Origin of the sequence: Ectopseudomonas toyotomiensis (assembly GCF_017167985.1) — a bacterium.
In the GTDB taxonomy this organism is placed as follows: Bacteria; Pseudomonadota; Gammaproteobacteria; order Pseudomonadales; family Pseudomonadaceae; genus Aquipseudomonas; species Aquipseudomonas toyotomiensis.
The window spans coordinates 2,017,449-2,041,658 of the sequence record NZ_CP070505.1 but is presented as its reverse complement, the minus strand read 5'-3'; the positions used below and the strand labels follow the sequence as shown (position 1 = coordinate 2,041,658).

Here is a 24,210-nt window from a genome sequence, read left to right as displayed (position 1 = left end):
GTTCTGCCGTTCTCACTGATCGGCGGCGACAGCAGGTTTTGTGCCCACTACAGTGATGATCTGGCCCCCTGTGTGCGGGGTTGACCGTGACCACCGGCACGCCATGCCGGAACCATCAGACACCATCAGAACAAGGTGGGCAGACCATGATTACCCTGAATCTCAATGGCAAGGACCATGAGCTGGACGTGGCCGACGACATGCCGCTGCTCTGGGCATTGCGCGACGTCGCCAATCTCACTGGCACCAAGTACGGCTGTGGCATGGCCCTGTGCGGCGCCTGCACGGTGAACGTCGAAGGCCAGCCGACCCGCTCCTGCGTCACCCCGGTATCGGCAGTGGTTGGCAAGCGCATCAGCACCATCGAGGCGGTCGGCGAAGACGCCGTGGGCAAGGTGGTTCAGGACGCCTGGCGCCAGCTCGACGTGGTGCAGTGCGGCTACTGCCAGTCCGGGCAGATCATGGCGGCGACGGCGCTGCTGAGCAGCAACAAGGCGCCGAGCGATGCCGATATCGACGCGGCCATGAGCAGCAACATCTGCCGCTGCGCCACCTATGTGCGGATTCGCGCCGCCATTCACGAAGCTGCCGACAAACTGGCCTGAGGAGGCGCATAGACATGGGCAAGATCGAAACCCCCGATAGCGCCACTCGCGGCATCCTCAATGTCAGCCGTCGCACCCTGCTCAAGGGCGCCGGTGGCTTGGCGCTGGGCATCTTCTTCGCGCCGCTGATGCGCGGCATGGATGCGCTGGCGGCAGGTGGCCCGCTGGAACCGAACGCCTTCGTCCGTATCGACCTCGACGGCACGGTGACCGTGCTGGCCAAACACCTGGAAATGGGCCAGGGCAGCTACACTGGCCTGGCCACCTTGCTCGCCGAAGAGCTGGATGCCGACTGGGACAAGGTGCGCGTCGAAGGCGCGCCCGCCGATGTGAAACGCTACAACAACCTCGCCTTCGGCCCGATGCAGGGTACGGGCGGCAGCACTGCCATGGCCAACTCCTGGGAGCAGATGCGCAACGCCGGCGCGACCGCCAAGGCCATGCTGGTGGCTGCGGCCGCACAGCGCTGGGGCGTGCCGGCCGGTGAAATCAGCGTCAGCCAGGGTGTGGTCAGTCACGCCGGCTCAGGCCGCAGCGCCGGCTTCGGTGAGCTGGTCGAGGCGGCGGCGTCACTGCCGGTGCCGGAGCAGGTGCAACTCAAGGACCCCAAGGACTTCAAGCTGATCGGCAAACGCGAGCTGCGCCGCAAGGACAGCCCGGGCAAGACCGATGGCAGCGCTATCTTCACCCAGGACTTCAAGCTGCCCGGCATGCTGGTGGCCATGGTTGCTTACCCGCCGCGTTTCGGCGGTGTGCCGCGCTCGATCGACAGCAGCAAGGCCAAGGCCGTGCGCGATGTGGTCGAGGTGGTGGAGTTTCGCGATCTGCCCCACGGTCGCTCCGGTGTCGCCGTGTTGGCGAAGAACACCTGGGCGGCGCGCCAGGGGCGTGATGCGCTGGTGATCGAATGGGACGAGAGCCAGGCCTTCACTCTGGGCAGCGAGGAAATTCTCGCGCAGTACCGCGAGAGCGCGGGCAAGCCGGGTCTACCGGCAGCGAACAAGGGCGACGCTGATGCGGCGCTGGCCCAGGCGGCTAAAACCGTCGAGGCCGAGTACGAGTTTCCTTATCTGGCGCACGCGGCGATGGAGCCGATGAACTGCCTAGTGAAACTCTCCAGCGACCGCTGCGAAATCTGGAACGGCGAGCAGTTCCAGACTGTCGACCAGGCCATCATCAGCAGTTATCTGGGCCTGACGCCCGAGCAGGTTTCGCTGACCCAGCTGTATGCCGGCGGCAGCTTTGGTCGTCGCGCCGGTTCGGTGTCGGACTACCTGCTGGAGGCGGTGGCGATCACCAAGGCTGCGCGTGACAAGGGCGTGGATGCGCCGGTGAAGATGGTCTGGACGCGCGAGGACGATACCCGTGGCGGTTATTTCCGGCCGCTGTACCTGCACCGCGTGCGCATCGGCCTGGATGAGGCCGGCAAGCTGCAGGCCTGGCACAACCGTATCGTCGGTCAGTCGATCATTGCCGGTACCTCGATGGAGCCGTTCCTGGTCAAGGACGGGATCGACCACACCTCGGTGGAGGGGATTTCCAACCTGTCCTACGCGGTGCCCAACCTGCAGGTGGAGCTGAGCACGCCGACCAATATCAAGGTGCCGGTCCTGTGGTGGCGTTCGGTCGGTCATACCCACACCGGTTACGTCGCCGAAACCATGATCGATGAGGCCGCCGTCGCTGCAGGGCAGGACCCTTACGCCTTCCGTCATGCGTTGCTGGACAGTCATCCGCGTCACCGCGGTGCGCTGGAGCTGGCCGCCAAGCAGGCTGGCTGGGACAAGCCGCTGGAGGCGGGCGCCGAGGGCGAGAAGCGCGGGCGTGGCATTGCCGTGCATGAGTCGTTCGGCTCGTTCGTGGCGCAGGTCGCCGAAGTCACGGTGAAGGCCGATGGCAGTTATCGCCTGGATCGCGTGGTGTGCGCCGTGGACTGTGGCATCGCCATCAACCCGGATGTGATCAAAGCGCAGATGGAAGGGGGCATCGGCTTCGCCCTGGCGGCTGCTCGGCACAGTGCGATCACCCTGAAGGAAGGGCGGGTCGAGCAATCGAACTTTCACGACTTCCAGGTGCTGCGCATGAACGAGATGCCCAAGGTCGAGGTGCATATCGTACCGTCCGCGGCGAATCCGACCGGCGTCGGTGAGCCGGGCGTGCCGCCACTGGCGCCAGCTCTTGCCAACGCGCTGTTTGCAGCGACCGGCGTGCGCCTGCGCAAGCTGCCGTTCCCGGCGCAGATCAAGGCCTGACGTCCGATACTGGAAACACGAACGCCCGGGGTGATCCCGGGCGTTTGCGTTTATGGGGCAGCTGGGGGCGTTCGCGGCCAAAGCCCCTGCCACAGAATTGCGCCAGGGGTAGATCTGAGGCCACTCGCGGTATCGCTCTGTGTAGGAGCCGCTTTAGCGGCGAGCCAGATGATCGCGGCTGAAGCCGCTCCTACGGATGTGGCGGGCAAGAAGCCGTAGGGTTGGCTTTAGCCCAACAGCCGTAGTGGGCTGAAGCGGATCGCCGCCCGGCCCACCCTACGAGTCTGTGGCCTCGATGCAATCCGGGGATCAGGACGCACTTAGCCTGGTCGCCGGCTCGATCTCGCTGCAGTCCAGCGGCGTTGGCGTGTGGATCGCCGCCTGGCGATGCTTGAGCATGCCGCCTGCACGGAAGTTAATGGCGGCGGTCATCTCGGCGAGAATCGCCGTGGCCACGCTTTCCGGCGTGTCGCCGCCGATGTCCAGGCCGATGGGGTAGTGCAGGCGCTCCAGCGCCGGCAAGTGCGGGCTGTGTTGGCGGATCTCGTCCAGCAGGCGCTCGGTGCGATCACGTGGCCCCAGTTGGCCGATATAGGCCGGCGTACCCTGCAGCACGCTGCCCAGCCAATGGCGATCCTGGCTGTAGCTGTGGCTCATGATTGCCACCATGGCGCCGTCGGTGAGCGCGCGCAGGTCATAGGGTGGACGTGCATCGACCTGCAGCACCGTGTCTGCGTCGGGAAAGCGTTCGGCGCGGGCGAAATGCGCGCGGCCATCGACCACGGTGACGTGCCAGTCCAGCAGCTTGGCCATATGCGTCAGCGGTTGTGCGTCATGGCCTGCACCGAAGATCACCAAGCGCCGCTGCGGCGCCAGGTATTCGCAGAACACCTCGATCTCGCCGCGCGTATCGCGGTAGCTGCGCAGTGAGGAGTGGCCATCGGTCAGGGTTCGCTGCAGATCGGCATGCACTTCGGCGTCGAGTGCCGGGTCAAGCAGGCGGCCGCTGTCGGTCAGCGATGGATGCAGGAACAGGCGCTCACCCACGCGCACGCGGGCGTTGCGATAGCTGCCGATCACCGTGGCGACCGCCCCGGCCTGGCCGCTTTCGCGTACCTGGCGCAGCAGCTCGAGCACCGCCAGCGGCTTTTCCGCGCTGTGGCGCTCGAGCAGCACGTGCACGGTGCCGTTGCAGCCGAGGCCGAAGGTCAGCGCGGCGTCCTGGTCATCATCGTCGTCATGCGTGGCGGTGCTGTAACGACGGATCACCGCTTCGCCGCCATCGGTCAGCCACCAGGCCTTCTTCGCCACTTCGGATTCCAGACAGCCACCGCTGATGGTGCCCACAGTGCCGCCGTAGAGCGGGATCAGCATGCGTGCGCCGGGGCGGCGGTAGGCCGAGCCTTCGACCTTGACCACGGTGGCGAGCACGGCCTGGCCGTTATCGCGTTCGAGCGTGCGGACGGCATCGAGCAGGGCGCTGATTCCCGACAGCATAGGTTTCTCCCAGGCAGGTTTTGGTGAGGCGATCCCAAGGTGGCAATGTCCCGTATCTAAGTGAAGAAGGGTTAGGCCGATCCTGCGAGATTCTTGCCCGATCCTGCGTGGCTGGGCTGGAAGCGCTCGGCCAGTTTGACGATTTGCGCGCGCTCGGTGCGGATGAAGTCGACAAAGGCCTGTGCCACCGGCGACAGGCGCCGGCCGCGGATATTCACCACGCACCAGCTGCGCTGCAGTGGCAGCTCGGCCACCGGCAGCTCGCGCAGCAGGCCGTGTTGCAGCTCCAGGCGCACGGCATGACGTGGTAGCAAGGCAATACCGAGGTCGGCGAGCACTGCCTCGCGCTGCGACTCCAGCGAGCCGATCTCCAGGGTGTTGGGGAAGTGCGCACGTTTCTGGTGGCAGTACTCTTCGCAAGCGCGCCGAGTGCCTGAGCCGCTTTCGCGGATCAGCAGGGGATAGGTGGTCAGGTCCTGCAGTTGCAGGCTGTCCGCCTCGCACAGAGGGTGATCCGGCGGCGCCACGGCGATGATCGGATTCTCGAGAAAGGGCATGAAGTCCAGCGCCAGGTCCTGCGGCACCTGGCTCATGATCATCAGGTCGTCGCGGCTCTGGGTCAGGCGGCGCACCACCAAGGCGTGATTGACCACCGTGAGGTTCAGGCTGACTTCCGGATATTGGCGGCGAAATTCGGCGAACAAGTGCGGTATGAAGTACTTCGCGCTGGATTCCACGCACAGGTTGAGCTGCCCCTGCAGTGAGCCCTGCAGGTCGGACAGCTGCATGTCCAGGCTCTCCAGGCGACCGAAGATATCGCTGCTGGCGCGTTTGAGTGCCTCGGCGGCTTCGGTCAGGTAGAGCTTCTTGCCAACGTACTCGAACAGCGGCTGGCCCACCAGCTCCTCCAACTGACGAATCTGCAGGCTCACGGCAGGCTGGGTCAGCGCCATTTCTTCGGCCGCGCGGCTGTAGGAGCCGTGCTCGCACACGGCACGGAACACCTGGAGCTGGCGCAAGGTCATGCGCAGCAGGGTTTTACGCACGGTTTCGTCCTCGTTCGGTCAATGCATAAGTAATTACTTATGCACGATCAAATAATTATTCATTTTTGTTAATTCGTATAGCCGGATAGGGTTTCACCACGTTTGCAACCAACTGTTGCGGCGGCCCTTGCAGCTCTGCGCTGAGGATTGGATCGTGATAAGAAAAATACTGATCGCCAACCGTGGTGAGATTGCCGTCCGCATCGTGCGGGCCTGCGCCGAGATGGGCATCCGCTCGGTGGCGATCTACTCCGATGCGGACCGTCATGCCCTGCACGTCAAGCGTGCCGATGAAGCGCACAGCATTGGCGAAGATCCGCTGGCCGGCTATCTGAACCCGCGCAAGCTGGTCAATCTGGCAGTGGAAACCGGTTGCGACGCCCTCCACCCCGGCTACGGTTTTCTGTCCGAAAATGCCGAACTTGCAGAGATCTGCGCCGAACGCGGGATCAAGTTCATAGGCCCAAGTGCGGAAGTCATCCGCCGCATGGGCGACAAGACCGAAGCCCGCCGCAGCATGATGGCCGCTGGCGTGCCCTGCACCCCTGGCACCGAAGGCAACGTTGCCGACCTGGCCGAGGCCCTGCGCGAAGCCGAGCGCATCGGTTACCCGGTGATGCTCAAGGCCACTTCCGGTGGTGGCGGCCGTGGCATTCGCCGCTGCAACAGCCGCGAGGAGCTGGAGCAGGCTTACCCGCGGGTCATTTCCGAGGCGACCAAGGCCTTCGGTAGCGCCGAAGTGTTCCTGGAAAAATGCATCGTCAACCCGAAGCACATCGAGGCGCAGATTCTCGCCGACAGCTTCGGCAATACCGTGCACCTGTACGAGCGCGATTGCTCGATCCAGCGCCGCAACCAGAAGCTGATCGAAATTGCCCCCAGTCCGCAGCTCACCCCCGAGCAGCGCGCCTATATCGGCGATCTGGCCGTGCGCGCCGCGCAGGCCGTGGGATACGAGAACGCCGGTACCGTGGAGTTTCTGCTCGCTGAAGGCGAGGTGTACTTCATGGAGATGAACACCCGGGTGCAGGTGGAGCACACCATCACCGAGGAAATCACCGGCATCGACGTCGTTCGTGAGCAGATCCGCATCGCCAGCGGCCTGCCGTTGTCGGTCAAGCAGGAAGACATCATCCACCGCGGTTATGCCCTGCAGTTCCGTATCAACGCCGAGGACCCGAAGAACAACTTCCTGCCCTCGTTCGGCAAGATCACCCGCTACTACGCGCCCGGCGGGCCCGGCGTGCGTACCGACACGGCGATCTACACCGGTTACACCATTCCGCCCTATTACGACTCGATGTGCCTGAAGCTGATCGTCTGGGCGCTGACCTGGGAAGAGGCGATGGACCGTGGCCTGCGCGCGCTGGACGACATGCGCGTGCAGGGCGTGCGCACCACCGCGCCCTATTACCAGGAAATCCTGCGTAACCCGGAATTCCGTAGCGGCCAGTTCAATACCAGCTTCGTCGAAAGCCACCCGGAACTGACCCAGTACTCGATCAAGCGCAACCCGTCGCACCTGGCCATCGCCATCGCCACCGCCATCGCCGCCCACGCGGGCCTGTAGGGGACATCATGAGCAAGAAGATCACTGTTACCGATACCGTCCTGCGCGATGCCCACCAGTCGCTGCTGGCCACGCGCATGCGCACCGAGGACATGCTGCCGATCTGCGACAAGCTCGACCGCGTCGGCTACTGGTCGCTGGAAGTCTGGGGTGGCGCCACCTTCGACGCCTGCGTGCGCTTTCTCAAGGAAGACCCCTGGGAGCGCCTGCGCCAGCTCAAGGCGGCGCTGCCCAACACCCGCCTGCAGATGCTCCTGCGCGGGCAGAACCTGCTCGGCTACCGCCACTACAGCGATGATGTGGTCAAGGCCTTCGTCGCCAAGGCGGCGGTCAACGGCATCGACGTGTTCCGCATCTTCGATGCGATGAACGATGTGCGTAACCTCCGTGTGGCCATCGAGGCAGTGAAGGCTGCCGGCAAGCACGCCCAGGGCACCATCGCCTACACCACCAGCCCGGTGCACACCACCGAGGCGTTCGTTGCCCAGGCCAAGGCCATGCAGGCGATGGGTATCGACTCCGTCGCCATCAAGGACATGGCTGGCCTGCTCACGCCTTACGCCACCTTCGCGCTGGTCAAGGCACTGAAGAGCGAAGTCGATCTGCCGGTATTCATCCACAGCCACGACACGGCAGGTCTGGGTTCGATGTGCCAGCTCAAGGCCATCGAAGCCGGTGCCGACCATATCGACACCGCCATCTCCAGCCTGGCCTGGGGCACCAGCCATCCGGGCACCGAGTCGATGGTCGCCGCGCTCAAGGGCAGCGAATTCGACACAGGCCTGGATCTGGAACTGATCCAGGAAATTGGCATGTACTTCCATGCCGTGCGCAAGAAGTACCACCAGTTCGAGAGCGAGTTCACCGGCGTGGATACCCGCGTGCAGGTCAACCAGGTGCCGGGCGGGATGATTTCCAACCTGGCCAACCAGCTCAAGGAACAGGGCGCGCTGAACCGCATGAACGAAGTGCTGGAAGAGATTCCGCGCGTGCGTGCCGACCTCGGTTTCCCGCCGCTGGTGACGCCGACCTCGCAGATCGTCGGCACCCAGGCGTTCTTCAACGTGCTGGCCGGCGAGCGCTACAAGACCATCACCAATGAAGTGAAGCTGTACCTGCAAGGCCGCTACGGCAAGGCGCCGGGCAAGGTCGACGAACAACTGCGCAAGCAGGCCATCGGCAGCGAGGAAGTCATCGACGTGCGCCCGGCTGACCTGCTCAAGCCCGAGTTGGCGCGCCTGCGTGAAGAAATCGGCAGCCTGGCCAAATCCGAAGAGGACGTGCTGACCTTCGCCATGTTCCCCGATATCGGGCGCAAATTCCTCGAAGAGCGCGCCGCAGGCACCCTCAAGCCGGAAGAGCTGCTGCCCATGCCGAACGGCCAGGGCAAGACCGCGCCGGTAGGTGGCGAAGGCGTGCCGACCGAGTTCGTGGTCGACGTGCACGGCGAAAGCTACCGCGTGGACATCACCGGTGTCGGCGTCAAGGGCGACGGCAAGCGCCACTTCTACCTGTCCATCGACGGCATGCCGGAAGAAGTGGTGTTCGAGGCGCTCAATGAATACGTCGCAGGCGCCGCTGGCAAACGCAAGCAGGCCGGCGCGCCGGGCGACGTGTCCACCACCATGCCAGGCAATATCGTCGATGTGCTGGTCAAGGAAGGTGACAGCGTCAAGGCCGGTCAAGCGGTGCTGATCACCGAAGCGATGAAGATGGAAACTGAAGTGCAGGCGCCGATTGCCGGCACCGTCAAGGCCGTTCACGTGGCCAAGGGCGACCGCGTCAATCCGGGCGAAGTACTGGTGGAAATCGAAGGTTAACCTCTATGGAGCCCGGCCTGTTGGATGGGCAAGTTTGACGGGGCGTAACCCGGGCTCCTTTTTTATTCAGCGCCACGGCGCAGGTTTGTCCCGGGGCCGCAAGGCTCCCTTTTTTTGCACGGCACATCCATGTGCGTCACCCTTTCGGTGGCCTCGCGCAAAACGCTAACGGCGTTTTTGCGACTCCCCTGCGGGGGGCAAGCCTGGTGTGCCGGCCAAGCTTTCCGGTCATGCCCCGGCGCTTCGCCTCCTCGGCGAGGCAAAGCAGGGCGATCAGCACCGCCTTGTGCCGGGGCATGGCCCTTTCCCTTCGCTCGTGCAGCAGTGGCTAAACCATGGAATCGCGCGTCAATCTGAGCGTTCCGTATACCGCGTGCTAACGCAACAGATGGAGGTAAGTCCAAGTGGGTCTGGATCCGGTGGTGCTGTTCTTCGTCTTCGGCTTGGTCGCGGGCCTGCTCAAGAGTGAGCTGAAGCTGCCGGCGGCGCTGTACGAGACGCTGTCGATCATCCTCCTGCTGGCCATCGGTCTGCACGGCGGGGTGGAACTGGCGCAGCAGGCCAGTCTGCAGCTGCTCGGTCAGTCGGCATTGGTGCTGGCACTGGGGGTGCTGCTGCCGATCCTGGCATTCGTGCTGCTGCGCGGCCTGCGCTTCGACCGCGTCAACGCCGCCGCGGTGGCGGCGCACTACGGTTCGGTCAGCGCCGGTACCTTCGCCGTGGTGGTGGCCTACATGCTGGCCAAGGGCGTCGAGTTCGAGAGCTATATGCCGCTGTTCGTGGCCATCCTGGAGATTCCGGCGATCCTGGTCGGTATCGTCCTGGCCAAGGGCATTTCGCGCGAGACCCACTGGGGCGAACTGGGCCGCGAGATCTTCCTCGGCAAAAGCATCATGCTGCTGCTCGGCGGCCTGGTGATCGGCGCTATCGCCGGCAAGGAGGCGATCAAGCCGCTGGAGCCGCTGTACACCAGCATGTTCAAGCCGGTGCTGGCGTTCTTCCTGCTGGAGATGGGCCTGATCGCCTCCGGCCAGCTCGGTGCGCTGAAGCAGTTCGGTGTGCGCCTGGCGGCCTTCGCCCTGCTGATGCCGCTGCTCGGTGCGCTGATCGGCGCCCTGCTGGCCCGCTTCATGGGCCTGAGCCTGGGCGGCACGGCGATGCTTGCCACGCTTGCGGCCTCGGCGTCCTATATCGCGGTACCGGCGGCGATGCGCCTGGCCTTGCCCGAGGCCAACCCGTCGCTGTCGCTGACCGCCTCGCTGGGCATCACCTTCCCATTCAATATCCTGATCGGCATTCCGCTGTACCTGGCGCTGGCCGAACGACTGATCGCCTGGGGGTTCTGAGATGAACGCACATAGCCGCACTCTGCTCACCGTGATCTGCGAGTCGGCGCTGGAGAAGCGTCTGCTGGCCGATCTGGAAGCGCTCGGTGCACCCGGCTGGACCATTTCCGACGCCCGTGGCCGTGGACACCGTGGCGTGCGCAGCGCCGGCTGGGACACCGAAGGCAATATCCGCCTGGAAATCATCTGCAACCGCGAATTGGCCGAGCGCATCGCCGAGCATTTGCAGGTGCGCTACTACGACCACTTCGCCATGGTCTGCTACCTGGCGCAGGTGGAAGTGTTGCGCGGGGAGAAGTTCTAAGGCGCATCAGGGGGCGGAGCCGCCTGGGCTGTGGAGCTCTGGGAGGAGCATCGCGGCTAAAGCCCCTCCCACGGTCACGGCGCGTTTTGTGGGAGGGGCTTTAGCCGCGAGCCTGCGTATCAGCTCTGTGGGAAACGTGCGCGTGGCGTCGCCATTGGAATCTTGTCGCCGTCGAGCGGCAGGAAGCTGCCCAGCTCGGCGTCGTAGGCCTTGATCTGGCTGGTCTCGATGTCATACACCCAGCCATGGATGAACAACTGGCCGCGCGCCAGTTTGGCTGCCACCGACGGATGGGTGCACAGGTGGTTGAGCTGCGCCACCACGTTCTCTTCGGTCAGCACGGCCAGGGCTTCCTTGTCGTCGCTGCAGTTGCAGTTCTCTGCCACCACGCTGCGCGCTACCTCGGCATGACGCAGCCAGGCTTTTACCGTGGGCATGGTTTCCAGCGAGGCCGGATTGAGCACCGCTTTCATCGCGCCGCAGTCGGAGTGGCCGCAGATGACGATGTGTTGCACGCCCAGGGCCATCACCGCGTACTCGATTGCAGTGGAGACGCCGCCCATCATCTGCCCGTAGGCCGGCACCACGTTACCGACGTTGCGGTTGACGAACAGGTCGCCGGGCGAGCTCTGGGTGATCAGCTCTGGCACCACGCGTGAGTCGGCGCAGGTGATGAACATGGCGCGTGGGTTCTGGGCGGTGGCGAGCTTCTTGAACAGTTCTTCCTGCTGCGGGAAGACCTCGTTGCGAAAGCGCTTGAAGCCATCGACGATGCTGTGCAGCGCCTGCTCGGCGGTTTCGTTGCCCTCGTGGGCCTGAAGCGGAATCACCTGATGTTTGTAAGGCATGCCCTGAACCTCTGGGTTATCTGAAAATACGCTGCTAGAACGACAGTCATTGCGCCGTGCGAGTCACACGCCAAGTGTCGCCTCCAGCGAGCTGAGCGACAACCGGCGGTTTCGGGCAATTCGCCTCGGCGCACAGGGAGCGCGTGTCGCTGCCAGGTGGTGCTGCGAGGGGGGCCTGGTCAGCGCGCGCTCTGTCGCTCCAGCTCGTGCAGATAGGGCAGGTCGGGGCCGACCCGGGCGCAGGTCAGTGCGGCAGCCTCGATGGCCAGGCGCAGCATGTCGTTGATCTGATAGCGGTTCAGGTTCGCCAGCGCCTCGGGGCTGTCGAGATCGTGCCGTGCCAGGTAACTGAGCAGCGCGGCCTGGAAGGTATCGCCAGCGCCAACGGTGTCGCGCGTGTGCACCTCCACTGCCGGGGCCGACCAGTGCCCGTGGCGGCAATGGACGCTGGCGCCTTTGCTGCCATGGGTGAGAAACACCAGTTGGCAGCGCTGGTTGAGCCAGCTCGATGCGACCTGCTGCGGGTCGCGCTCGGGGTACAACAGCTGCAGATCCTCTTCGCTGACCTTGATCAGGTGCGCGTAGCCGGCGAAGGTCTCGACGCGCTCGCGCCAGTGGGCGATATCCGGCGCCGGACCGAGACGCACGTTGGGGTCGAGGCTGATCAGGCGCTGCCGGTGTTCGCGTTGCACCAGCTGCAGCAGCGTCTCGGCCACCGGCTCCACCACCAAAGAGAAGGAACCGACGTGCAGGCCGCGCACCCCTGCATCCAGGGTCGGCAGGTGCTCGGCGAGCAGTTGGCGGTCGGCACAGCCTTCGCCACGGAAGGAGTACTGCGGCGAGCCGGCAGCGTCCAGGCCGACCATCGCCAGGGTGGTCGGCGCATCGCTGGCGATGAGGTAGGCATCGCTTACGCCTTCGTCGCGCAGCACCTGGCGCAGGCGCTGGCCGAGGCTGTCCGAGGAGATCCCGGTGAACAGCGCCGAGTCGGCGCCCATACGGCGCAGGCCTAGCGCCACGTTGAACGGCGAGCCACCGGCGATGGCCTTGAAGGCCAGCTCATTGCCACGCCCACCGTCGCTCTGGATGAACACGTCGAACAGTGCTTCGCCACAGACCAAATACATATGTGTCTCCCTCTAGCAGGCTGTTGAAAAACTACCTGCGTTGCCTGGACGTTGTTAAAAACAGCCTCGCGTGCGAGCCCAGTCAAAATGCTCATTTGCAACTCGTAAACTGCGCTTTTTCGGCTGTTTTTGCCTAGGCCAGCCAGCCTCGCCTACGTTTTTCAACGGCCTGCTACAGCCGTGGCGTGCTCACGCCGGTGTGCTCTCGGCCAGCAGGCTGACCTGCTCGCGGTAGCGTTGATAGACCGCTTCGTACCGCGCCGTGCGCGCCGGGTCTGGCTGCGTCTGGGTGCTGGCATCCAGATGCACGCAGCGCTCGCACAGTTCGGCCAGTTGCGCCTGGCGATCCGCTGCGGGCGTCAGGCACCAGGCGGCCTGGATCGCGGCGCCCAGCGCGGCGGCTTCGGTGTGCTGCGGGCAGACCAGTGGCGTGCCCATGATGTCGGCGATCACCTGGCGCCACACCGGGCTCTTCGCCGCACCGCCGATCAGGCGGATGGTCTGGCTCTGCAGACCGCTGGCGCGCAGCAGGTCGAGGCCGTAGCGCAGGCCGAAACTGGTGCCCTCGACCACCGCCCGGCACAGGTTGGCGCGGGTCAGGTTGTCGCTGTCCATGCCCAGCAGGCTGGCGCGCGAGCTGGGCAGCGCCGGCACCCGTTCGCCATTGAAGAACGGCAGCATGAGCAGGCCTTCGGCACCGATGGGCGATTGCTCGACCAGCTCGCCGAAGGTCTGGATGTCCAGCTCCAGCAATTGCTGGATCAGCCCGGTGGCGCTGGTCAGGTTCATGGTGCAGATCAGCGGTAGCCAGCCGCCGGATGACGAGCAGAAGGTCGCCACCTGCGCTTGCGGGCTGATCATCGCGTGATCGCTATAGGCGTAGAGGGTGCCGGAGGTGCCCAGGCTCATGGTGATCGCGCCGGGGCGGATATTGCCGGTGCCGATGGCGCCCATCATGTTGTCGCCACCGCCGCTGACTACCACGGCATCCGGGTTCAGGCCCAGCTGCTGGGCGATCTGCGGGCGCAGGCGGCCCACTGGCTGATCCGAATCGGTCAGCTCTGGCAGCGCGCGCTGCAGGCGTCCGCTGGAGTCGATGAAGTTCAGCAGCTCGCGGTCCCAGCAGCGCGTGCGCACGTTGAAATAACCCGTGCCGGAGGCGTCGCCATACTCGCTGCAGGCACGGCCGGTAAGCCAGTAGTTGAGGTAGTCGTGCGGCAGCAGGACATGCGCGATGCGGGCGAATACATCGGGGTGTTGCTCCTTGGTCCAGAGCAGTTTGGATACCGTGTAGCCGGGTGCGATGGCCAGCCCCAGGCGCTGCAGCGAGCCGGCCTCGCCACCGAGATGATCGAGCAGGCGCTGGTTCTCCGGGGTCGACTCGGTGTCGCACCAGAGTTTGGCCGGGCGCAGCACCGCGCCCTGTTCGTCGAGCAGCACCAGGCCGTGCTGCTGGCCTGAGACTCCGATACCGAGAATCCGCTCGCCGCTTATGCCCGCAGCTGCAAGCGCCTGCCGGGTCGCCTGCGCGAAGGCGTCCAGCCACTGCTGCGGCTGCTGTTCGCGGCGGCCATTGGCGCCGCTCTGCAGGGTATGGCTGGCGCTTCCGGCGCCGAGCACTTGGCCGCTATCAGCGTCCAGCACCAGCGCCTTGGTGCCCTGGGTGCCGCAGTCGATACCGAGGTACATGGCTCAGTCGCCCAGCAGGGTCTGCAGGGTACGGGTCACGCCGAGCTTGCGCAGGCTGTCGTAACAGAGCTCGAAGGCTGCGATGAAGGCTTCTGACTGCGGGACCGCCGCGCCGAAGATCGCCTCGACGCCCAGTACCCGCTCGCGCACCTTGTCGTCATCGGCCACCAGCGCCTGACAGAACTCGGCGCGTGGATCGGGGATGCGATAGCGCGTGCCGTTCTCGTCGACGCCCTTGAGGTAAAGCGCCCAGGCCGCGACCACCAGCGCCACGCGCTCCAGCGGCCGGCCGTCCTCGATCAGGCGGTTGATCGTCGGCACGATGAACTTGGGAAACTTCGACGAGCCGTCCGAGCAGACGCGTTCGAGCTGGTCGGCGATGGCCTGGTTGGAGAAGCGTTCGATCAGTGTGTCCTTGTAGGTGCTCAGGTCGATGCCCGGCACTGGCGCCAGTTGCGGGGTCACGTCCAGATCCATGAAGGCGCGCACGTAGCGGCGCAGCAACGGGTCGTTCAGGGTCTCGTGGACGAAGCGATAGCCCTTGAGAAAGCCCAGGTAGGTCAGCGCTAGGTGGCTGCCATTGAGCAGCTTGATCTTCATCTCCTCATAGGGCGTGACATCGTCGGTGAACTGCACGCCGACCTCTTCCCAGGCCGGGCGGCCGCTGACGAACTTGTCCTCCAGCACCCATTGCACGAAGGGCTCGCAGACAACCGGCCAGGCGTCGTCGACGCCGTGCTGCTCGGCCAGTTGCTGGCGATGGGCGGCGCTGGTCATCGGCGTGATGCGGTCGACCATGGCATTGGGAAAGCTCACGTGATGGTCGATCCAGGTCGCCAGCTCATGGTCGGCCAGGTGGGCGAAGGCCAGCAGTGCCTTGCGCGTGACGTCGCCGTTGTGCGGCAGGTTATCGCAGGACATCAGGGTGAAGGCCGGAATGCCGGCGGCGCGACGTTTGGCCAGGGCCGCGCAGAGAAAGCCGAACACGCTCTGCGGTGACTCGGGGTGACGCAGGTCGTGCTGTATGGCCGGGAGCTCGGCGAGGAATTCTCCGCTGCTGTCGTCGATGCAGTAGCCACCCTCGGTGATGGTCAGCGAGACGATACGAATCGCCGGGTCGGCCAATTTGTCGATCAGCGCCTGTGGCGACTCCTCGGCCAGCAGCATGTCGGTGATCGCGCCGATCACCCGCACCGGCAGGTCCGGTTCGTCGCCCAGTTCGACCAGGGTGTAGAGGTAATCCTGGCTGGCCAGGGCATCGCGCATCGCGCGGTCTTCACTGCGCACGCCGACCCCGCAGATACCCCAGTCCAGTGCCAGGCCCTGGTTCATCAGGGCGTCGGTGTAGACCGCTTGGTGGGCGCGGTGAAAACCGCCGACGCCAAAATGGGCGATGCCGGTGCGGATCATCTCTGGGGTGTAGCTTGGCAGCGCGACGGCGCCGCCAAGCCGGGAAAGCTGCTGGCGATTGAGTTTCATCTGGAACATCCCGTGGTGGAGCGGCGTCAGGCGGCCTGCTGCAGTGGTTTGGCGACGGCTTGGCCATCGGCGTCGAAGAGGTGGCAGTGCGCCGTGTCGAAATCCAGGGTCAGGGCTTCGCCATAACGCGGCGCGAAGTCGCCGCGTACGCGCACCGTGAGCATCTCGCCCGAGGCGCAGCGCACATGGCAGAAGGTGTCGCTGCCCAGGCGCTCGCTGACGTCGGCGGTCACCTGCATGCGGCCCGCGCCGGTGCTGACCACGTTGAGGTGTTCCGGGCGTACGCCCAGGGTCACCGTGCTGCCGACGCTGAGGCCGGCGGCGGACTGCGGCAGCGTCAGGTGCGTGCCACATTCCAGCTGCAGGTCGCAGCTGTCAGCCGCGACTCTGCTCAGGGTGCCGCGCAAAAAGCCCATCTTCGGCGTGCCGAGAAAGCCGGCGACGAACAGGTTGGCCGGGTGGTGGTACAGCTCCAGCGGCGAGCCGACCTGCTCGACGCGGCCGCCATTTAGCACCACCACTTTATCGGCCAGGGTCATGGCTTCGACCTGATCGTGGGTCACGTAGATCATGGTGGCCTGCAGGTCCTTGTGCAGCCGCGCCAGCTCCAGGCGGGTCTGCACGCGCAGGGCGGCGTCGAGGTTGGACAACGGCTCGTCGAACAGGAAGATCTTCGGGTTGCGCACGATGGCGCGGCCGATGGCCACGCGCTGGCGCTGGCCACCGGATAGCTGCTTGGGCTTGCGTTCTAGCAGCGCCTCGAGTTGCAGGATGCGCGCGGCGTTGGCGACCTTGGCTTCTATCTCCTGCTTGCCCACTCGGGCCAGGTCGAGGGCGAAGGACAGGTTCTTGCGCACGGTCATGTGCGGGTACAGCGCGTAGGTCTGGAACACCATGGCCAGGTCGCGTTTGGCCGGCGCAGTGTCGGTGATGTCCTGGCCATCGAGTTCGATATGGCCGCTGCTGACCTCCTCTAGCCCGGCGATCAGCCGCAGCAGGGTGGACTTGCCACAGCCCGAGGGGCCGACGAATACCACGAACTCGCGGTCGCGGATGTCCAGATCGACGCCCTGAATGATCGCCGTGCCGTCGAAGCCTTTTTGCAGGTTGCGGATCTTCAGATCAGCCATGTGGAAGGTCTCCCGTTATTTCACCGCGCCGAAGGATAGGCCGCGTACAAGTTGTTTTTGGCTGATCCAGCCGAAGATCAGGATGGGTGCGCAGGCCAAGGTCGAAACGGCGGAGAGCTTGGCCCAGAACAGGCCCTCGGGGCTGGAGTAGGAGGCGACCAGGGCGGTCAGCGGAGCGGCGGCGGAGCTGGTCAGGTTGAGCGACCAGAACGCCTCGTTCCAGCACAGGATCAGCGACAGCAGCATGGTCGAGGCCAGGCCGCCGCGAGCGATCGGCAGCAGTACGCGGACGATCTCCTGCCAGGTGGTGGCGCCATCCAGGCGCGCCGCTTCGAGGATGTCCACGGGGATGTCCTTGAAGTAGGTGTAAACCATCCACACGATGATCGGCAGGTTGATCAGGGTGTAGATGATGATCAGCGCCAGGCGTGAATCGAGCAGGCCGAACTGCTTGGCCAGCAGGTAGATCGGCACCAGCACGCCGACCGGTGGCAGCATCTTGGTCGACAGCATCCACAGCAGCGTGCGCTTGGTGTGGCGGGTTTCGAAGAAGGCCATGGAGTAGGCGGCCGGCACGGCCAGGAGCATGCACAGCAGCGTCGCCGAGAGGGAGATCAGCACCGAGTTCCAGGCGAAGGCGAAGTAGTCGCTGCGCTCGTTGATGTGCAGGTAGTTCTCCAGCGTCGGCGTAAAGATGAACTGCGGCGGCGTGGCGAAGGCGTCGATCTCGGTCTTCAGGCTGGTCAGCACCATCCAGAAGATCGGGAAGAAGATCACCGCGGCGATCGCCCAAGCCAGGGCACCGATGATCAGGCTCTGCAGGCGACGGGATTGTTTCAGCGTCAGCATCTCAGGGCCCTCACTGCTTGTCGGTCAGGTTCTTGCCGATCATGCGGATCAGCACGATGGCGGCGATGTTGGCGATCACCACCGCGATCAGCCCACCGGCCGAAGCCATGCCGACGTCGAACTGCAGCAGGGCCTGGGTGTAGATCAGGTAGGCGAGGTTGGTCGACTCGTAGCCGGGGCCGCCGCTGGTGGTGGTGTAGATCTCGGCGAATACCGAGAGCAGGAAGATGGTCTCGATCATCACCACCACCGCAATCGGCCGGGCCAGGTGCGGCAGGGTCAGGTGCCAGAAGATGGCGATGGGGCCGGCGCCGTCGAGGCGCGCGGCTTCCTTCTGCTCCTGATCCAGCGACTGCATGGCGGTCATCAGGATGAGAATGGCGAACGGCAGCCACTGCCAGGACACGATCATGATGATCGAGAACAGCGGGTGGTGCGCCAGCCAGTCCACCGGCTGGGCGCCGAAGAACTGCCACACGGCGGCGAGAATCCCCGATACCGGATGGAAGATCAGGTTCTTCCACAGCAGCGCGCTGACCGTGGGCATGATGAAGAATGGCGAGATCAGCAGCACCCGTACGATGCCGCGACCGAAGAACTCGCTGGCCTCCAGCAGCGCCGAGATCAGTACGCCGAACACCACGCTGATCAGCAGCACGCTGCCCACCAGCAATACGGTATTGCCGGCGCCGGAGAGGAAAGCGGCGTCGGTGACGAAGTACTCGAAGTTCTCCAGGCCGACGAAATCGTTCTCGCCGGGGTAGAGCAGGTTGTAGCGGATCAGCGAGAAATAGACGGTCATGCCCAGCGGCACGATCATCCAGATCAGCAGCAGGGCGACCGAAGGGCTGACCAGAAACCAGCCGGGCGCCAGGCGCCGGGGCTTGCGCGCCACCGGCGTGCTGGCCTGCGTGTCGGGGGTATCGATGGCCGGAGAATTCATCATGCCTCCGAGGGCGGAATGGGGGGGCGTAACACGAGTGGCGGCCGGTAGGGTGGGCCGGGCGGCGTTCCGCTTTAGCCCGTAGGGTTGGCTTCAGCCCACCGGTTCACCGTGAGTTCGTGGTGGGCTAAAGCCCACCCTACGGGACCGCAAGATGGCTACTTCGGATACCCGGCGCGCTTCATTTCTCGCTCGGTGCTCTGCTGTGCGGCCTGCAGGGCCTGCTCCGGTTGCATCTGCCCGGTCAGCGCGGCGGTGAACAGCTTGCCGACGCTGGTGCCGATGGCCTGGAACTCGGGGATGGTCACCAGCTGGATACCCACGTAGGGCACCGGTTTGGCGCTGGGGTTGGCCGGGTCGGCCTTTTTCAGCGAGTCCAGGGTGACCTTGGCGAACGGCGCGGCCTGCATGTAGGCATCACTGTAGGTCGAGGCGCGGGTGCCTGGCGGTACGTTGGCCACGCCATCCTTCTCGGCGACCAGTTCGGCATAGGCTTTGGAGGTGGCCCAGGCGCTGAAGGTCTTGGCGGCGTCCTTGGATTTGGAACTGGTAGGAATCGCCAGCGCCCAGGAATACAGCCAGGAGGCGCCCTTGTCGGTGACCTGGGTCGGCGCGAAGGTGAAGCCGACGGCATCGGCGACCTTGCTCTGCGAGGTGTCGGTAACGAAGGAACCGGCAACGCTGGCATCGACCCACAACGCGCACTTGCCGCTGTTGAACAGCGCCAGGTTCTCGTTGAAGCCGTTGCTGGAGGCGCCGGGCGGGCCGTACTTCTTCATGTTGTCGACGTAGAAATTGAGCGCGTTCTTCCACTCGCTGCCGGTGAATTCCGGCTGCCACTGCTCATTGAACCAGCGCGCGCCGTAGGCGTTGGCCAGGGTGGTGATCAGCGCCATGTTCTCGCCCCAGCCGGCCTTGCCGCGCAGGCACAGGCCGTACTGGCCCTTGTCCGGCTGGTGCAGCTTGCCGGCGAATTCGGCCATCTGCTCCCAGGTCGGTTGCTCGGGCATTACCAGGCCGGCCTGCTCGAACAGGTCCTTGCGGTAATAGGTGATCGAGGCTTCGGCATAGAACGGCAGGGCGTACAGCGTGCCCTTGGCGGACAGGCCTTCGCGCACCGAGGGGAAGACGTCGTCGAGGTCGTAGTCGGCCGGCAGTTCGGTCATCGGCTCCAGCCAGCCTTTCTCGCCCCACAGCGCCGCTTCGTACATGCCGATGGTGAGCACGTCGAACTGGCCACCCTGGGTGGCGATATCGGTGGTCAGGCGCTGGCGCAGCACGTTCTCCTCGAGCACCACCCACTTCAGGCGGATGTCAGGATTCTGTTCTTCGAAGGTCTTGGCCAGCCGCTGCATGCGGATCATGTCGCTGTTGTTGACCGTGGCGATGGTCAGGGTCTCGGCGCCCTGGGCGACCAGAGTGAGGGACAGGCAAGAGGCTGCAAGGAGGGCTTTGATCGAGTTGTTCATGCTTGTGAACTCCTCTCCCGCGCCGGTGCGGCTACGGAAGAACGTTATTGTTTTTGTTTGGCTCGGCCCGGATTACACCCCCGCAGGCCTGCACGAACAAATCCTTGAGTGCACAGTGATCGATACTTTTTTGCACTGCTGGGGCAGTGAGAAACCACCACGGTAAGGGGTGTAACTGCCTGGCATGAGGGGTGTAGAGGAGGTCGGAGCAGGAGAGGACTACCGATTCAGTACAGGTTTTGCTCGGTCAGGCGTTGCACCGCCAGCTTGCGATAACCGGAGGGGGTCATGCCCTTGAGTTGCTGGAAACGGCGGTTGAAGTTGGAAATGTTGCTGAAGCCGGACTCGAAGCACACGTCGGTCACTGGTTTGTCGCTATTGCTCAGCAGTTCGCAGGATTTGCTCACTCGCAGGCGATTGACGAATTCGACGAAGCCACGCCCGGTGGCTTGCTTGAAGAAGCGCGAAAAGTAGGTGGTGGTCATGCCCAGGTGCTCGGCGACTTCCTCCTGGCTGATGCCCTGGGCGTAGTGCTGGAAGATGTAGTCCACCGCCCGGTTGATGCGCTCGACATGCTGCTCGTCGCCCAGCTCCGAAGAGGTCACGGCCGAGAGCAACTGGTAATCCTCGCTGCCGGCGAGCAGCTCCATGAGGATGAAGAAGTACCCCAGGCGGGTAATGCCGCGGCTGTTGGCGATCTTGCCCATCAGTACGCCGGCTTCGCGTATCAACTGCGGGTCGCGGAACTCGATGCCGAACTGCGCACGGGCCAGCAAGGGTTGCAGGGTCTTCAACTCGGCGAACACCGCAGTACCGCTCTCCAGCACTTCATCGGTGAAGTTGACCAGCATGTCGCGGGTTTCCACCACCTCGCCTTCCTCGACCTGGCTGATCCAGTTGTGCGGCAGGCCTGGGCCGGTGAGGAACAGGGTATAGGGGGAGAAATTACCGATGTAGTCGCCGATGAATACCTTGCCGGAGCTGGCGACGATCAGGTGCAGCTCGTATTCCTTATGGAAGTGCCAGCGCACCAGCGGCGAGGGAAAGCCGTGCTGGCGGTAGATCAGCGAATGGCCTTCATGGTCATCCATCAGTTCGTAGGACGGGTCGGCTACGCGGGATGTGCGGGTCATGGTCGTCGTCGGTCAATACCTCGAGTCACCACGTTTTAACATATCGAGGCGGGCTGCCAAGTCAGAGCAGGCTCAATTGCGCACCCGGCGGGCAGAACTGCGAACAGTCCAGCACCACGCTGCCGCGCCGATCCAGGCCGAGCTTGCGCCGTGCCAGGCGAAAACGCTGCTCCAGCAGATCGGCAAACTGGCCCTCACCACGCATGCGGCTACCGAAGCGGCTGTCGTAATTCTTGCCGCCACGGCTCTGGCGAATCAAGCTCATCACATGGGCGGCGCGATCCGGAAAGTGCACCTGCAGCCATTCCTCGAACAACCCGGCGATCTCCAGCGGCAGGCGCAGCAGCACGTAGCCGGCCGAGCGGGCGCCGGCATCACGGGCGGCTTCGAGCAGTGCTTCCAGCTCCATGTCGTTGATCTGCGGAATCATCGGTGCGCAGATGGCGCTGACCGGCACGCCAGCCTCGTGCAAGGTGCGCATGGCGCGCAGGCGCGCCGCTGGGGCGGCGGTGCGCGGCTCCATGATGCGTTTCAGGTTGTCATCCAGGGTGGTCAGGCTGAAGGCCACGCTGACCAGGTTGTGTCTGGCCAGCTCGCTGAGCAGATCGAGGTCACGCAGGATCAGCGAACCCTTGGTGATGATGTGCAGCGGGTGCTTGTAGCGCAGCAGGATTTCCAGGGCCTGGCGGGTCAGGCGCTGTTCGCGCTCGATGGGCTGGTAGGCGTCGGTGTTGATGCCCAGGGCGATCGGTTGCGGCACGTAGCCGGGCTTCTGCAGTTGCTCTTCGAGGCGTTCGGCCAGGTTGGTCTTGGCGATCAGGCGGGTTTCGAAGTCGATGCCCGGCGACATATCCCAGTAAGCGTGAGTCGGCCGGGCGAAGCAGTAGATGCAGCCGTGCTCGCAGCCACGGTAGGGGTTCACCGAGCGGTCGAAGCCGACGTCCGGTGAGTTGTTGCGGGTGATCGCCGTCTTCGCCTGCTCCTTGCGCACTTCGGTAGCGCGACTTGGCGGGGTCTCGTCCTGATACCAGCCGTCGTCTTCCTGCTCCGAACGGGTCGGCGCATAACGGTTGTGCGGATTGCTGGCGGTACCACGGCCACGTGGCGGCAGGCTGATGGACATGCTCGGACTCCAAAATATGCTGTATAAAAATACAGTTATTTAAGGCCCGAGCAAGTCCCTTCTGTCGCGGCGTCGATCAAACGGTCGCGATCTGCGGCGCTTCCTCGCGCTTGGCATAACGCTGCGCCAGCACCGCGCAGACCATCAGCTGGATCTGGTGGAACAGCATCAGCGGCAGGATCAGTACGCCGATGGCGCTACCGGCGAATAGCACCTGGGCCATCGGCACGCCGGTGGCCAGGCTTTTCTTCGAGCCGCAGAAGAGGATGGTGATGCGGTCTTCCAGGCTGAAGCCCAACCATTTGCCCAGCAGGTGGGTCAGCACCAGGGCCAGTGCCAACAACACGCAGCAGGCGGCAATCACCAGCAGCAGGGTGGTCAGCGGTACCTGCTGCCACAGGCCGCCGATCACGGCGGCGCTGAAGGCGATGTAAACCACCAGCAGGATCGAACTCTGATCGACGTATTTCAGCCAGCTCTTGTTCTGGTTGACCCAACCGCCGATCCAGCGCTGAGCGATCTGGCCGAGAACGAAGGGCAGCAGCAACTGCAGACTGATTTTGCCGATGGCATCGAGGGTCGAACCGTTGTCGCCCTGCACGCCCATCAGCAAGGCCACCAGCAGTGGGGTGACGAAGATACCGAGCAGGCTGGAGGCCGCCGCGCTGCAGATCGCCGCCGGGATGTTGCCGCGCGCCAGCGAGGTGAAGGCGATGGCCGACTGCACCGTGGCCGGCAGGGCGCACAGGTAGAGCATGCCCAGGTACAGCTCTTTGCCCAGCAGCGGCTCAAGCGCTGGTCTGAGCGCCAGGCCGAGCAGCGGAAAGAGGATGAAGGTGCAGGCGAACACCAGCAGGTGCAGACGCCAGTGCCCGGCACCGGCAAGAATCGCCTGCCGCGACAGCTTGGCGCCGTGCATGAAGAACAGCAGGGCGATGGCCAGGTTGGTGATCCACTCGAAGATCGTCGCGGCCTTGCCGCTGGCGGGCAGCAGCGTGGCGGCGAGCACAACGGCGAGCAGCGTCAGGGTGAAATTGTCGGGCAGCAGGCGGCGCAGGAACATGGCGAATCTCGGACTTGCGATACAGGAGGGGGCCAGACTATCGTCGCTGAAAATTTCCGGCTAACGCTAAAGAGCCAGCAAGTGTCGTCAAACAGACATCCCGCTACCCTGCATCGCAGCCTGCCCGAGTTGCCCAGCCTGCCTCGGCCGCTCTATGGCCGGGTCGAGTCGCTGACCAACCGTGCGCTGACGTTCCGTCATACCCACCCCTGGGTGCAGCTGTCCTACGCCATCGCCGGGGTGCTCGAGGTGCAGACCGCTGGGGCTCGCTTCGTCGCCCCGCCGCAGCGCGCGGTGTGGGTGCCGGCGGGTGTTGAACATCAGGTCTTCAGCTCTCCACGCACCGAGATGCGCAGCCTGTACATCGACGGCAGCGTGGTGCCCTGGGGGCCGGCCGAGTGCCGGGTGCTGGCGGTCAGCCCGCTGCTGCGCGAGCTGATTCGCGGTTTCAGTGCATTGCCGGCCGAATACGACGAGCAGGGCGCGCCGGGTAGATTGGCGGCAGTGTTGCTGGACGAACTGCGTGCTGCGCCAGAGGTGGCGTTGATGTTGCCGCTGCCGCAAGACGCGCGGCTGCGCGAGGTGTGTCAGGGGCTGGAGGATGCGACGCTGCGCCAGCTTGGCCTGGCCGAATGGGGCGAGCGCCTGGGGGTTTCGGAAAAGACCCTGAGCCGGCTGTTCCTGCGTGAGACGGGTCTGAGTTTTCGCGTCTGGCGCCAGCGACAGCGCCTGCTCGATGCGCTGAGTCCGCTGGAGCAGGGCGAGCGCGTCACCGACGTGGCGCTGGCCTGCGGCTATGACTCGCTATCGGCCTTTATCGCCGCCTTTCGTCGCCAGTTCGGCGCAACACCAGGGGAGTTTTTCCGCGAGTAAGGTCGAGGTGGGTGCAGCTCGCCTGCATCATCGGCGCAACACGA

20 protein-coding genes are annotated in these 24,210 nt (G+C 64.6%); 7 read left to right on the top strand and 13 right to left on the bottom strand.

Annotation, left to right across the window (positions count from 1 at the left end; translation table 11 throughout):
* The first annotated feature begins 146 nt into the window (after positions 1 to 146).
* Entirely contained in the window at positions 147 to 605 is a 459-nt protein-coding gene (locus JWV26_RS09425; RefSeq protein ID WP_072425256.1) for a (2Fe-2S)-binding protein, read from the top strand.
* 14 nt (positions 606 to 619) lie between these two features.
* Positions 620 to 2,857 carry a xanthine dehydrogenase family protein molybdopterin-binding subunit gene (locus JWV26_RS09420; protein ID WP_206418892.1) on the top strand — a complete coding sequence of 746 codons (2,238 nt, stop codon included), beginning with the start codon at positions 620 to 622 and terminating at the stop codon, positions 2,855 to 2,857.
* Positions 2,858 to 3,166: 309 nt separating this feature from the next.
* On the opposite strand, the gene JWV26_RS09415 is transcribed toward JWV26_RS09420, so the two are convergent.
* The gene (locus JWV26_RS09415; protein ID WP_206418891.1) at positions 3,167 to 4,354 is read right to left on the bottom strand and encodes an XdhC family protein; all 1,188 of its coding nucleotides are present in this window, start codon (positions 4,352 to 4,354) and stop codon (positions 3,167 to 3,169) included.
* A 71-nt stretch (positions 4,355 to 4,425) separates the two neighbouring features.
* Positions 4,426 to 5,400 carry a LysR family transcriptional regulator gene (locus tag JWV26_RS09410; RefSeq protein WP_277426017.1) on the bottom strand — a complete coding sequence of 325 codons (975 nt, stop codon included), beginning with the start codon at positions 5,398 to 5,400 and terminating at the stop codon, positions 4,426 to 4,428.
* A 154-nt stretch (positions 5,401 to 5,554) separates the two neighbouring features.
* Here JWV26_RS09410 and JWV26_RS09405 point away from each other — a divergent pair, with 154 nt between their 5' ends.
* The 4 genes from JWV26_RS09405 to JWV26_RS09390 all read left to right on the top strand — a co-directional run bounded on the left by JWV26_RS09405 (position 5,555) and on the right by JWV26_RS09390 (position 10,440).
* Positions 5,555 to 6,970: an acetyl-CoA carboxylase biotin carboxylase subunit gene (locus JWV26_RS09405; protein WP_072425310.1), complete on the top strand. Its 1,416-nt coding sequence runs from the start codon at positions 5,555 to 5,557 to the stop codon at positions 6,968 to 6,970.
* Between the two features lie 8 nt (positions 6,971 to 6,978).
* Positions 6,979 to 8,790 (top strand): sodium-extruding oxaloacetate decarboxylase subunit alpha, encoded by a 1,812-nt coding sequence (oadA, locus tag JWV26_RS09400; RefSeq protein ID WP_206418890.1) that lies wholly within the window; start codon positions 6,979 to 6,981, stop codon positions 8,788 to 8,790.
* A 404-nt stretch (positions 8,791 to 9,194) separates the two neighbouring features.
* The gene (locus JWV26_RS09395) at positions 9,195 to 10,136 is read left to right on the top strand and encodes a sodium-dependent bicarbonate transport family permease (protein ID WP_074915756.1); all 942 of its coding nucleotides are present in this window, start codon (positions 9,195 to 9,197) and stop codon (positions 10,134 to 10,136) included.
* A 1-nt stretch (position 10,137) separates the two neighbouring features.
* The gene (locus tag JWV26_RS09390) at positions 10,138 to 10,440 is read left to right on the top strand and encodes a P-II family nitrogen regulator (RefSeq protein WP_072425261.1); all 303 of its coding nucleotides are present in this window, start codon (positions 10,138 to 10,140) and stop codon (positions 10,438 to 10,440) included.
* Between the two features lie 119 nt (positions 10,441 to 10,559).
* On the opposite strand, the gene JWV26_RS09385 is transcribed toward JWV26_RS09390, so the two are convergent.
* The 11 genes from JWV26_RS09385 to JWV26_RS09335 all read right to left on the bottom strand — a co-directional run bounded on the left by JWV26_RS09385 (position 10,560) and on the right by JWV26_RS09335 (position 23,293).
* Positions 10,560 to 11,288, bottom strand: coding sequence for a carbonic anhydrase (locus JWV26_RS09385; protein ID WP_003464702.1), 729 nt, complete (start codon positions 11,286 to 11,288; stop codon positions 10,560 to 10,562).
* Positions 11,289 to 11,467: 179 nt separating this feature from the next.
* On the bottom strand, positions 11,468 to 12,415 hold the full coding sequence (locus JWV26_RS09380) for a carbohydrate kinase family protein (protein WP_206418889.1): 948 nt from the start codon (positions 12,413 to 12,415) through the stop codon (positions 11,468 to 11,470).
* A gap of 189 nt (positions 12,416 to 12,604) precedes the next feature.
* The gene (xylB, locus tag JWV26_RS09375; protein WP_206418888.1) at positions 12,605 to 14,104 is read right to left on the bottom strand and encodes a xylulokinase; all 1,500 of its coding nucleotides are present in this window, start codon (positions 14,102 to 14,104) and stop codon (positions 12,605 to 12,607) included.
* A gap of 3 nt (positions 14,105 to 14,107) precedes the next feature.
* On the bottom strand, positions 14,108 to 15,583 hold the full coding sequence (locus tag JWV26_RS09370) for a mannitol dehydrogenase family protein (RefSeq protein WP_206418887.1): 1,476 nt from the start codon (positions 15,581 to 15,583) through the stop codon (positions 14,108 to 14,110).
* A gap of 26 nt (positions 15,584 to 15,609) precedes the next feature.
* Complete coding sequence (locus tag JWV26_RS09365) at positions 15,610 to 16,713, bottom strand: ABC transporter ATP-binding protein (protein ID WP_206418886.1); 1,104 nt, start codon at positions 16,711 to 16,713, stop codon at positions 15,610 to 15,612.
* A gap of 15 nt (positions 16,714 to 16,728) precedes the next feature.
* Positions 16,729 to 17,562, bottom strand: coding sequence for a carbohydrate ABC transporter permease (locus tag JWV26_RS09360; RefSeq protein ID WP_017676150.1), 834 nt, complete (start codon positions 17,560 to 17,562; stop codon positions 16,729 to 16,731).
* Positions 17,563 to 17,572: 10 nt separating this feature from the next.
* Entirely contained in the window at positions 17,573 to 18,505 is a 933-nt protein-coding gene (locus JWV26_RS09355; RefSeq protein WP_206418885.1) for a carbohydrate ABC transporter permease, read from the bottom strand.
* A 158-nt stretch (positions 18,506 to 18,663) separates the two neighbouring features.
* Positions 18,664 to 19,974, bottom strand: a complete 1,311-nt coding sequence (locus tag JWV26_RS09350; protein WP_206418884.1) for an ABC transporter substrate-binding protein — start codon at positions 19,972 to 19,974, stop codon at positions 18,664 to 18,666.
* Between the two features lie 227 nt (positions 19,975 to 20,201).
* Positions 20,202 to 21,107 carry an AraC family transcriptional regulator gene (locus tag JWV26_RS09345; protein WP_206418883.1) on the bottom strand — a complete coding sequence of 302 codons (906 nt, stop codon included), beginning with the start codon at positions 21,105 to 21,107 and terminating at the stop codon, positions 20,202 to 20,204.
* A gap of 61 nt (positions 21,108 to 21,168) precedes the next feature.
* On the bottom strand, positions 21,169 to 22,230 hold the full coding sequence (locus tag JWV26_RS09340) for a PA0069 family radical SAM protein (protein WP_093053660.1): 1,062 nt from the start codon (positions 22,228 to 22,230) through the stop codon (positions 21,169 to 21,171).
* A gap of 76 nt (positions 22,231 to 22,306) precedes the next feature.
* Positions 22,307 to 23,293, bottom strand: coding sequence for a bile acid:sodium symporter family protein (locus JWV26_RS09335; RefSeq protein ID WP_206418882.1), 987 nt, complete (start codon positions 23,291 to 23,293; stop codon positions 22,307 to 22,309).
* An 81-nt stretch (positions 23,294 to 23,374) separates the two neighbouring features.
* Here JWV26_RS09335 and JWV26_RS09330 point away from each other — a divergent pair, with 81 nt between their 5' ends.
* Positions 23,375 to 24,166, top strand: a complete 792-nt coding sequence (locus tag JWV26_RS09330; protein WP_206418881.1) for an AraC family transcriptional regulator — start codon at positions 23,375 to 23,377, stop codon at positions 24,164 to 24,166.
* Positions 24,167 to 24,210 lie beyond the last annotated feature (44 nt).

What these genes read in the sequence shown, in the direction of transcription:
- JWV26_RS09415 (WP_206418891.1), bottom strand. Translation starts at nt 4,354, where the DNA reads ATGCTGTCGGGAATCAGCGCCCTGCTCGATGCCGTCCGCACGCTCGAA.
- JWV26_RS09335 (WP_206418882.1), bottom strand. Translation starts at nt 23,293, where the DNA reads ATGTTCCTGCGCCGCCTGCTGCCCGACAATTTCACCCTGACGCTGCTC.
- JWV26_RS09340 (WP_093053660.1), bottom strand. Translation starts at nt 22,230, where the DNA reads ATGTCCATCAGCCTGCCGCCACGTGGCCGTGGTACCGCCAGCAATCCG.
- xylB (WP_206418888.1), bottom strand. Translation starts at nt 14,104, where the DNA reads ATGTACCTCGGTATCGACTGCGGCACCCAGGGCACCAAGGCGCTGGTG.
- JWV26_RS09390 (WP_072425261.1), top strand. Translation starts at nt 10,138, where the DNA reads ATGAACGCACATAGCCGCACTCTGCTCACCGTGATCTGCGAGTCGGCG.
- JWV26_RS09355 (WP_206418885.1), bottom strand. Translation starts at nt 18,505, where the DNA reads ATGAATTCTCCGGCCATCGATACCCCCGACACGCAGGCCAGCACGCCG.
- JWV26_RS09425 (WP_072425256.1), top strand. Translation starts at nt 147, where the DNA reads ATGATTACCCTGAATCTCAATGGCAAGGACCATGAGCTGGACGTGGCC.
- JWV26_RS09365 (WP_206418886.1), bottom strand. Translation starts at nt 16,713, where the DNA reads ATGGCTGATCTGAAGATCCGCAACCTGCAAAAAGGCTTCGACGGCACG.
- JWV26_RS09370 (WP_206418887.1), bottom strand. Translation starts at nt 15,583, where the DNA reads ATGAAACTCAATCGCCAGCAGCTTTCCCGGCTTGGCGGCGCCGTCGCG.
- JWV26_RS09380 (WP_206418889.1), bottom strand. Translation starts at nt 12,415, where the DNA reads ATGTATTTGGTCTGTGGCGAAGCACTGTTCGACGTGTTCATCCAGAGC.
- oadA (WP_206418890.1), top strand. Translation starts at nt 6,979, where the DNA reads ATGAGCAAGAAGATCACTGTTACCGATACCGTCCTGCGCGATGCCCAC.
- JWV26_RS09385 (WP_003464702.1), bottom strand. Translation starts at nt 11,288, where the DNA reads ATGCCTTACAAACATCAGGTGATTCCGCTTCAGGCCCACGAGGGCAAC.
- JWV26_RS09345 (WP_206418883.1), bottom strand. Translation starts at nt 21,107, where the DNA reads ATGACCCGCACATCCCGCGTAGCCGACCCGTCCTACGAACTGATGGAT.
- JWV26_RS09350 (WP_206418884.1), bottom strand. Translation starts at nt 19,974, where the DNA reads ATGAACAACTCGATCAAAGCCCTCCTTGCAGCCTCTTGCCTGTCCCTC.
- JWV26_RS09420 (WP_206418892.1), top strand. Translation starts at nt 620, where the DNA reads ATGGGCAAGATCGAAACCCCCGATAGCGCCACTCGCGGCATCCTCAAT.
- JWV26_RS09360 (WP_017676150.1), bottom strand. Translation starts at nt 17,562, where the DNA reads ATGCTGACGCTGAAACAATCCCGTCGCCTGCAGAGCCTGATCATCGGT.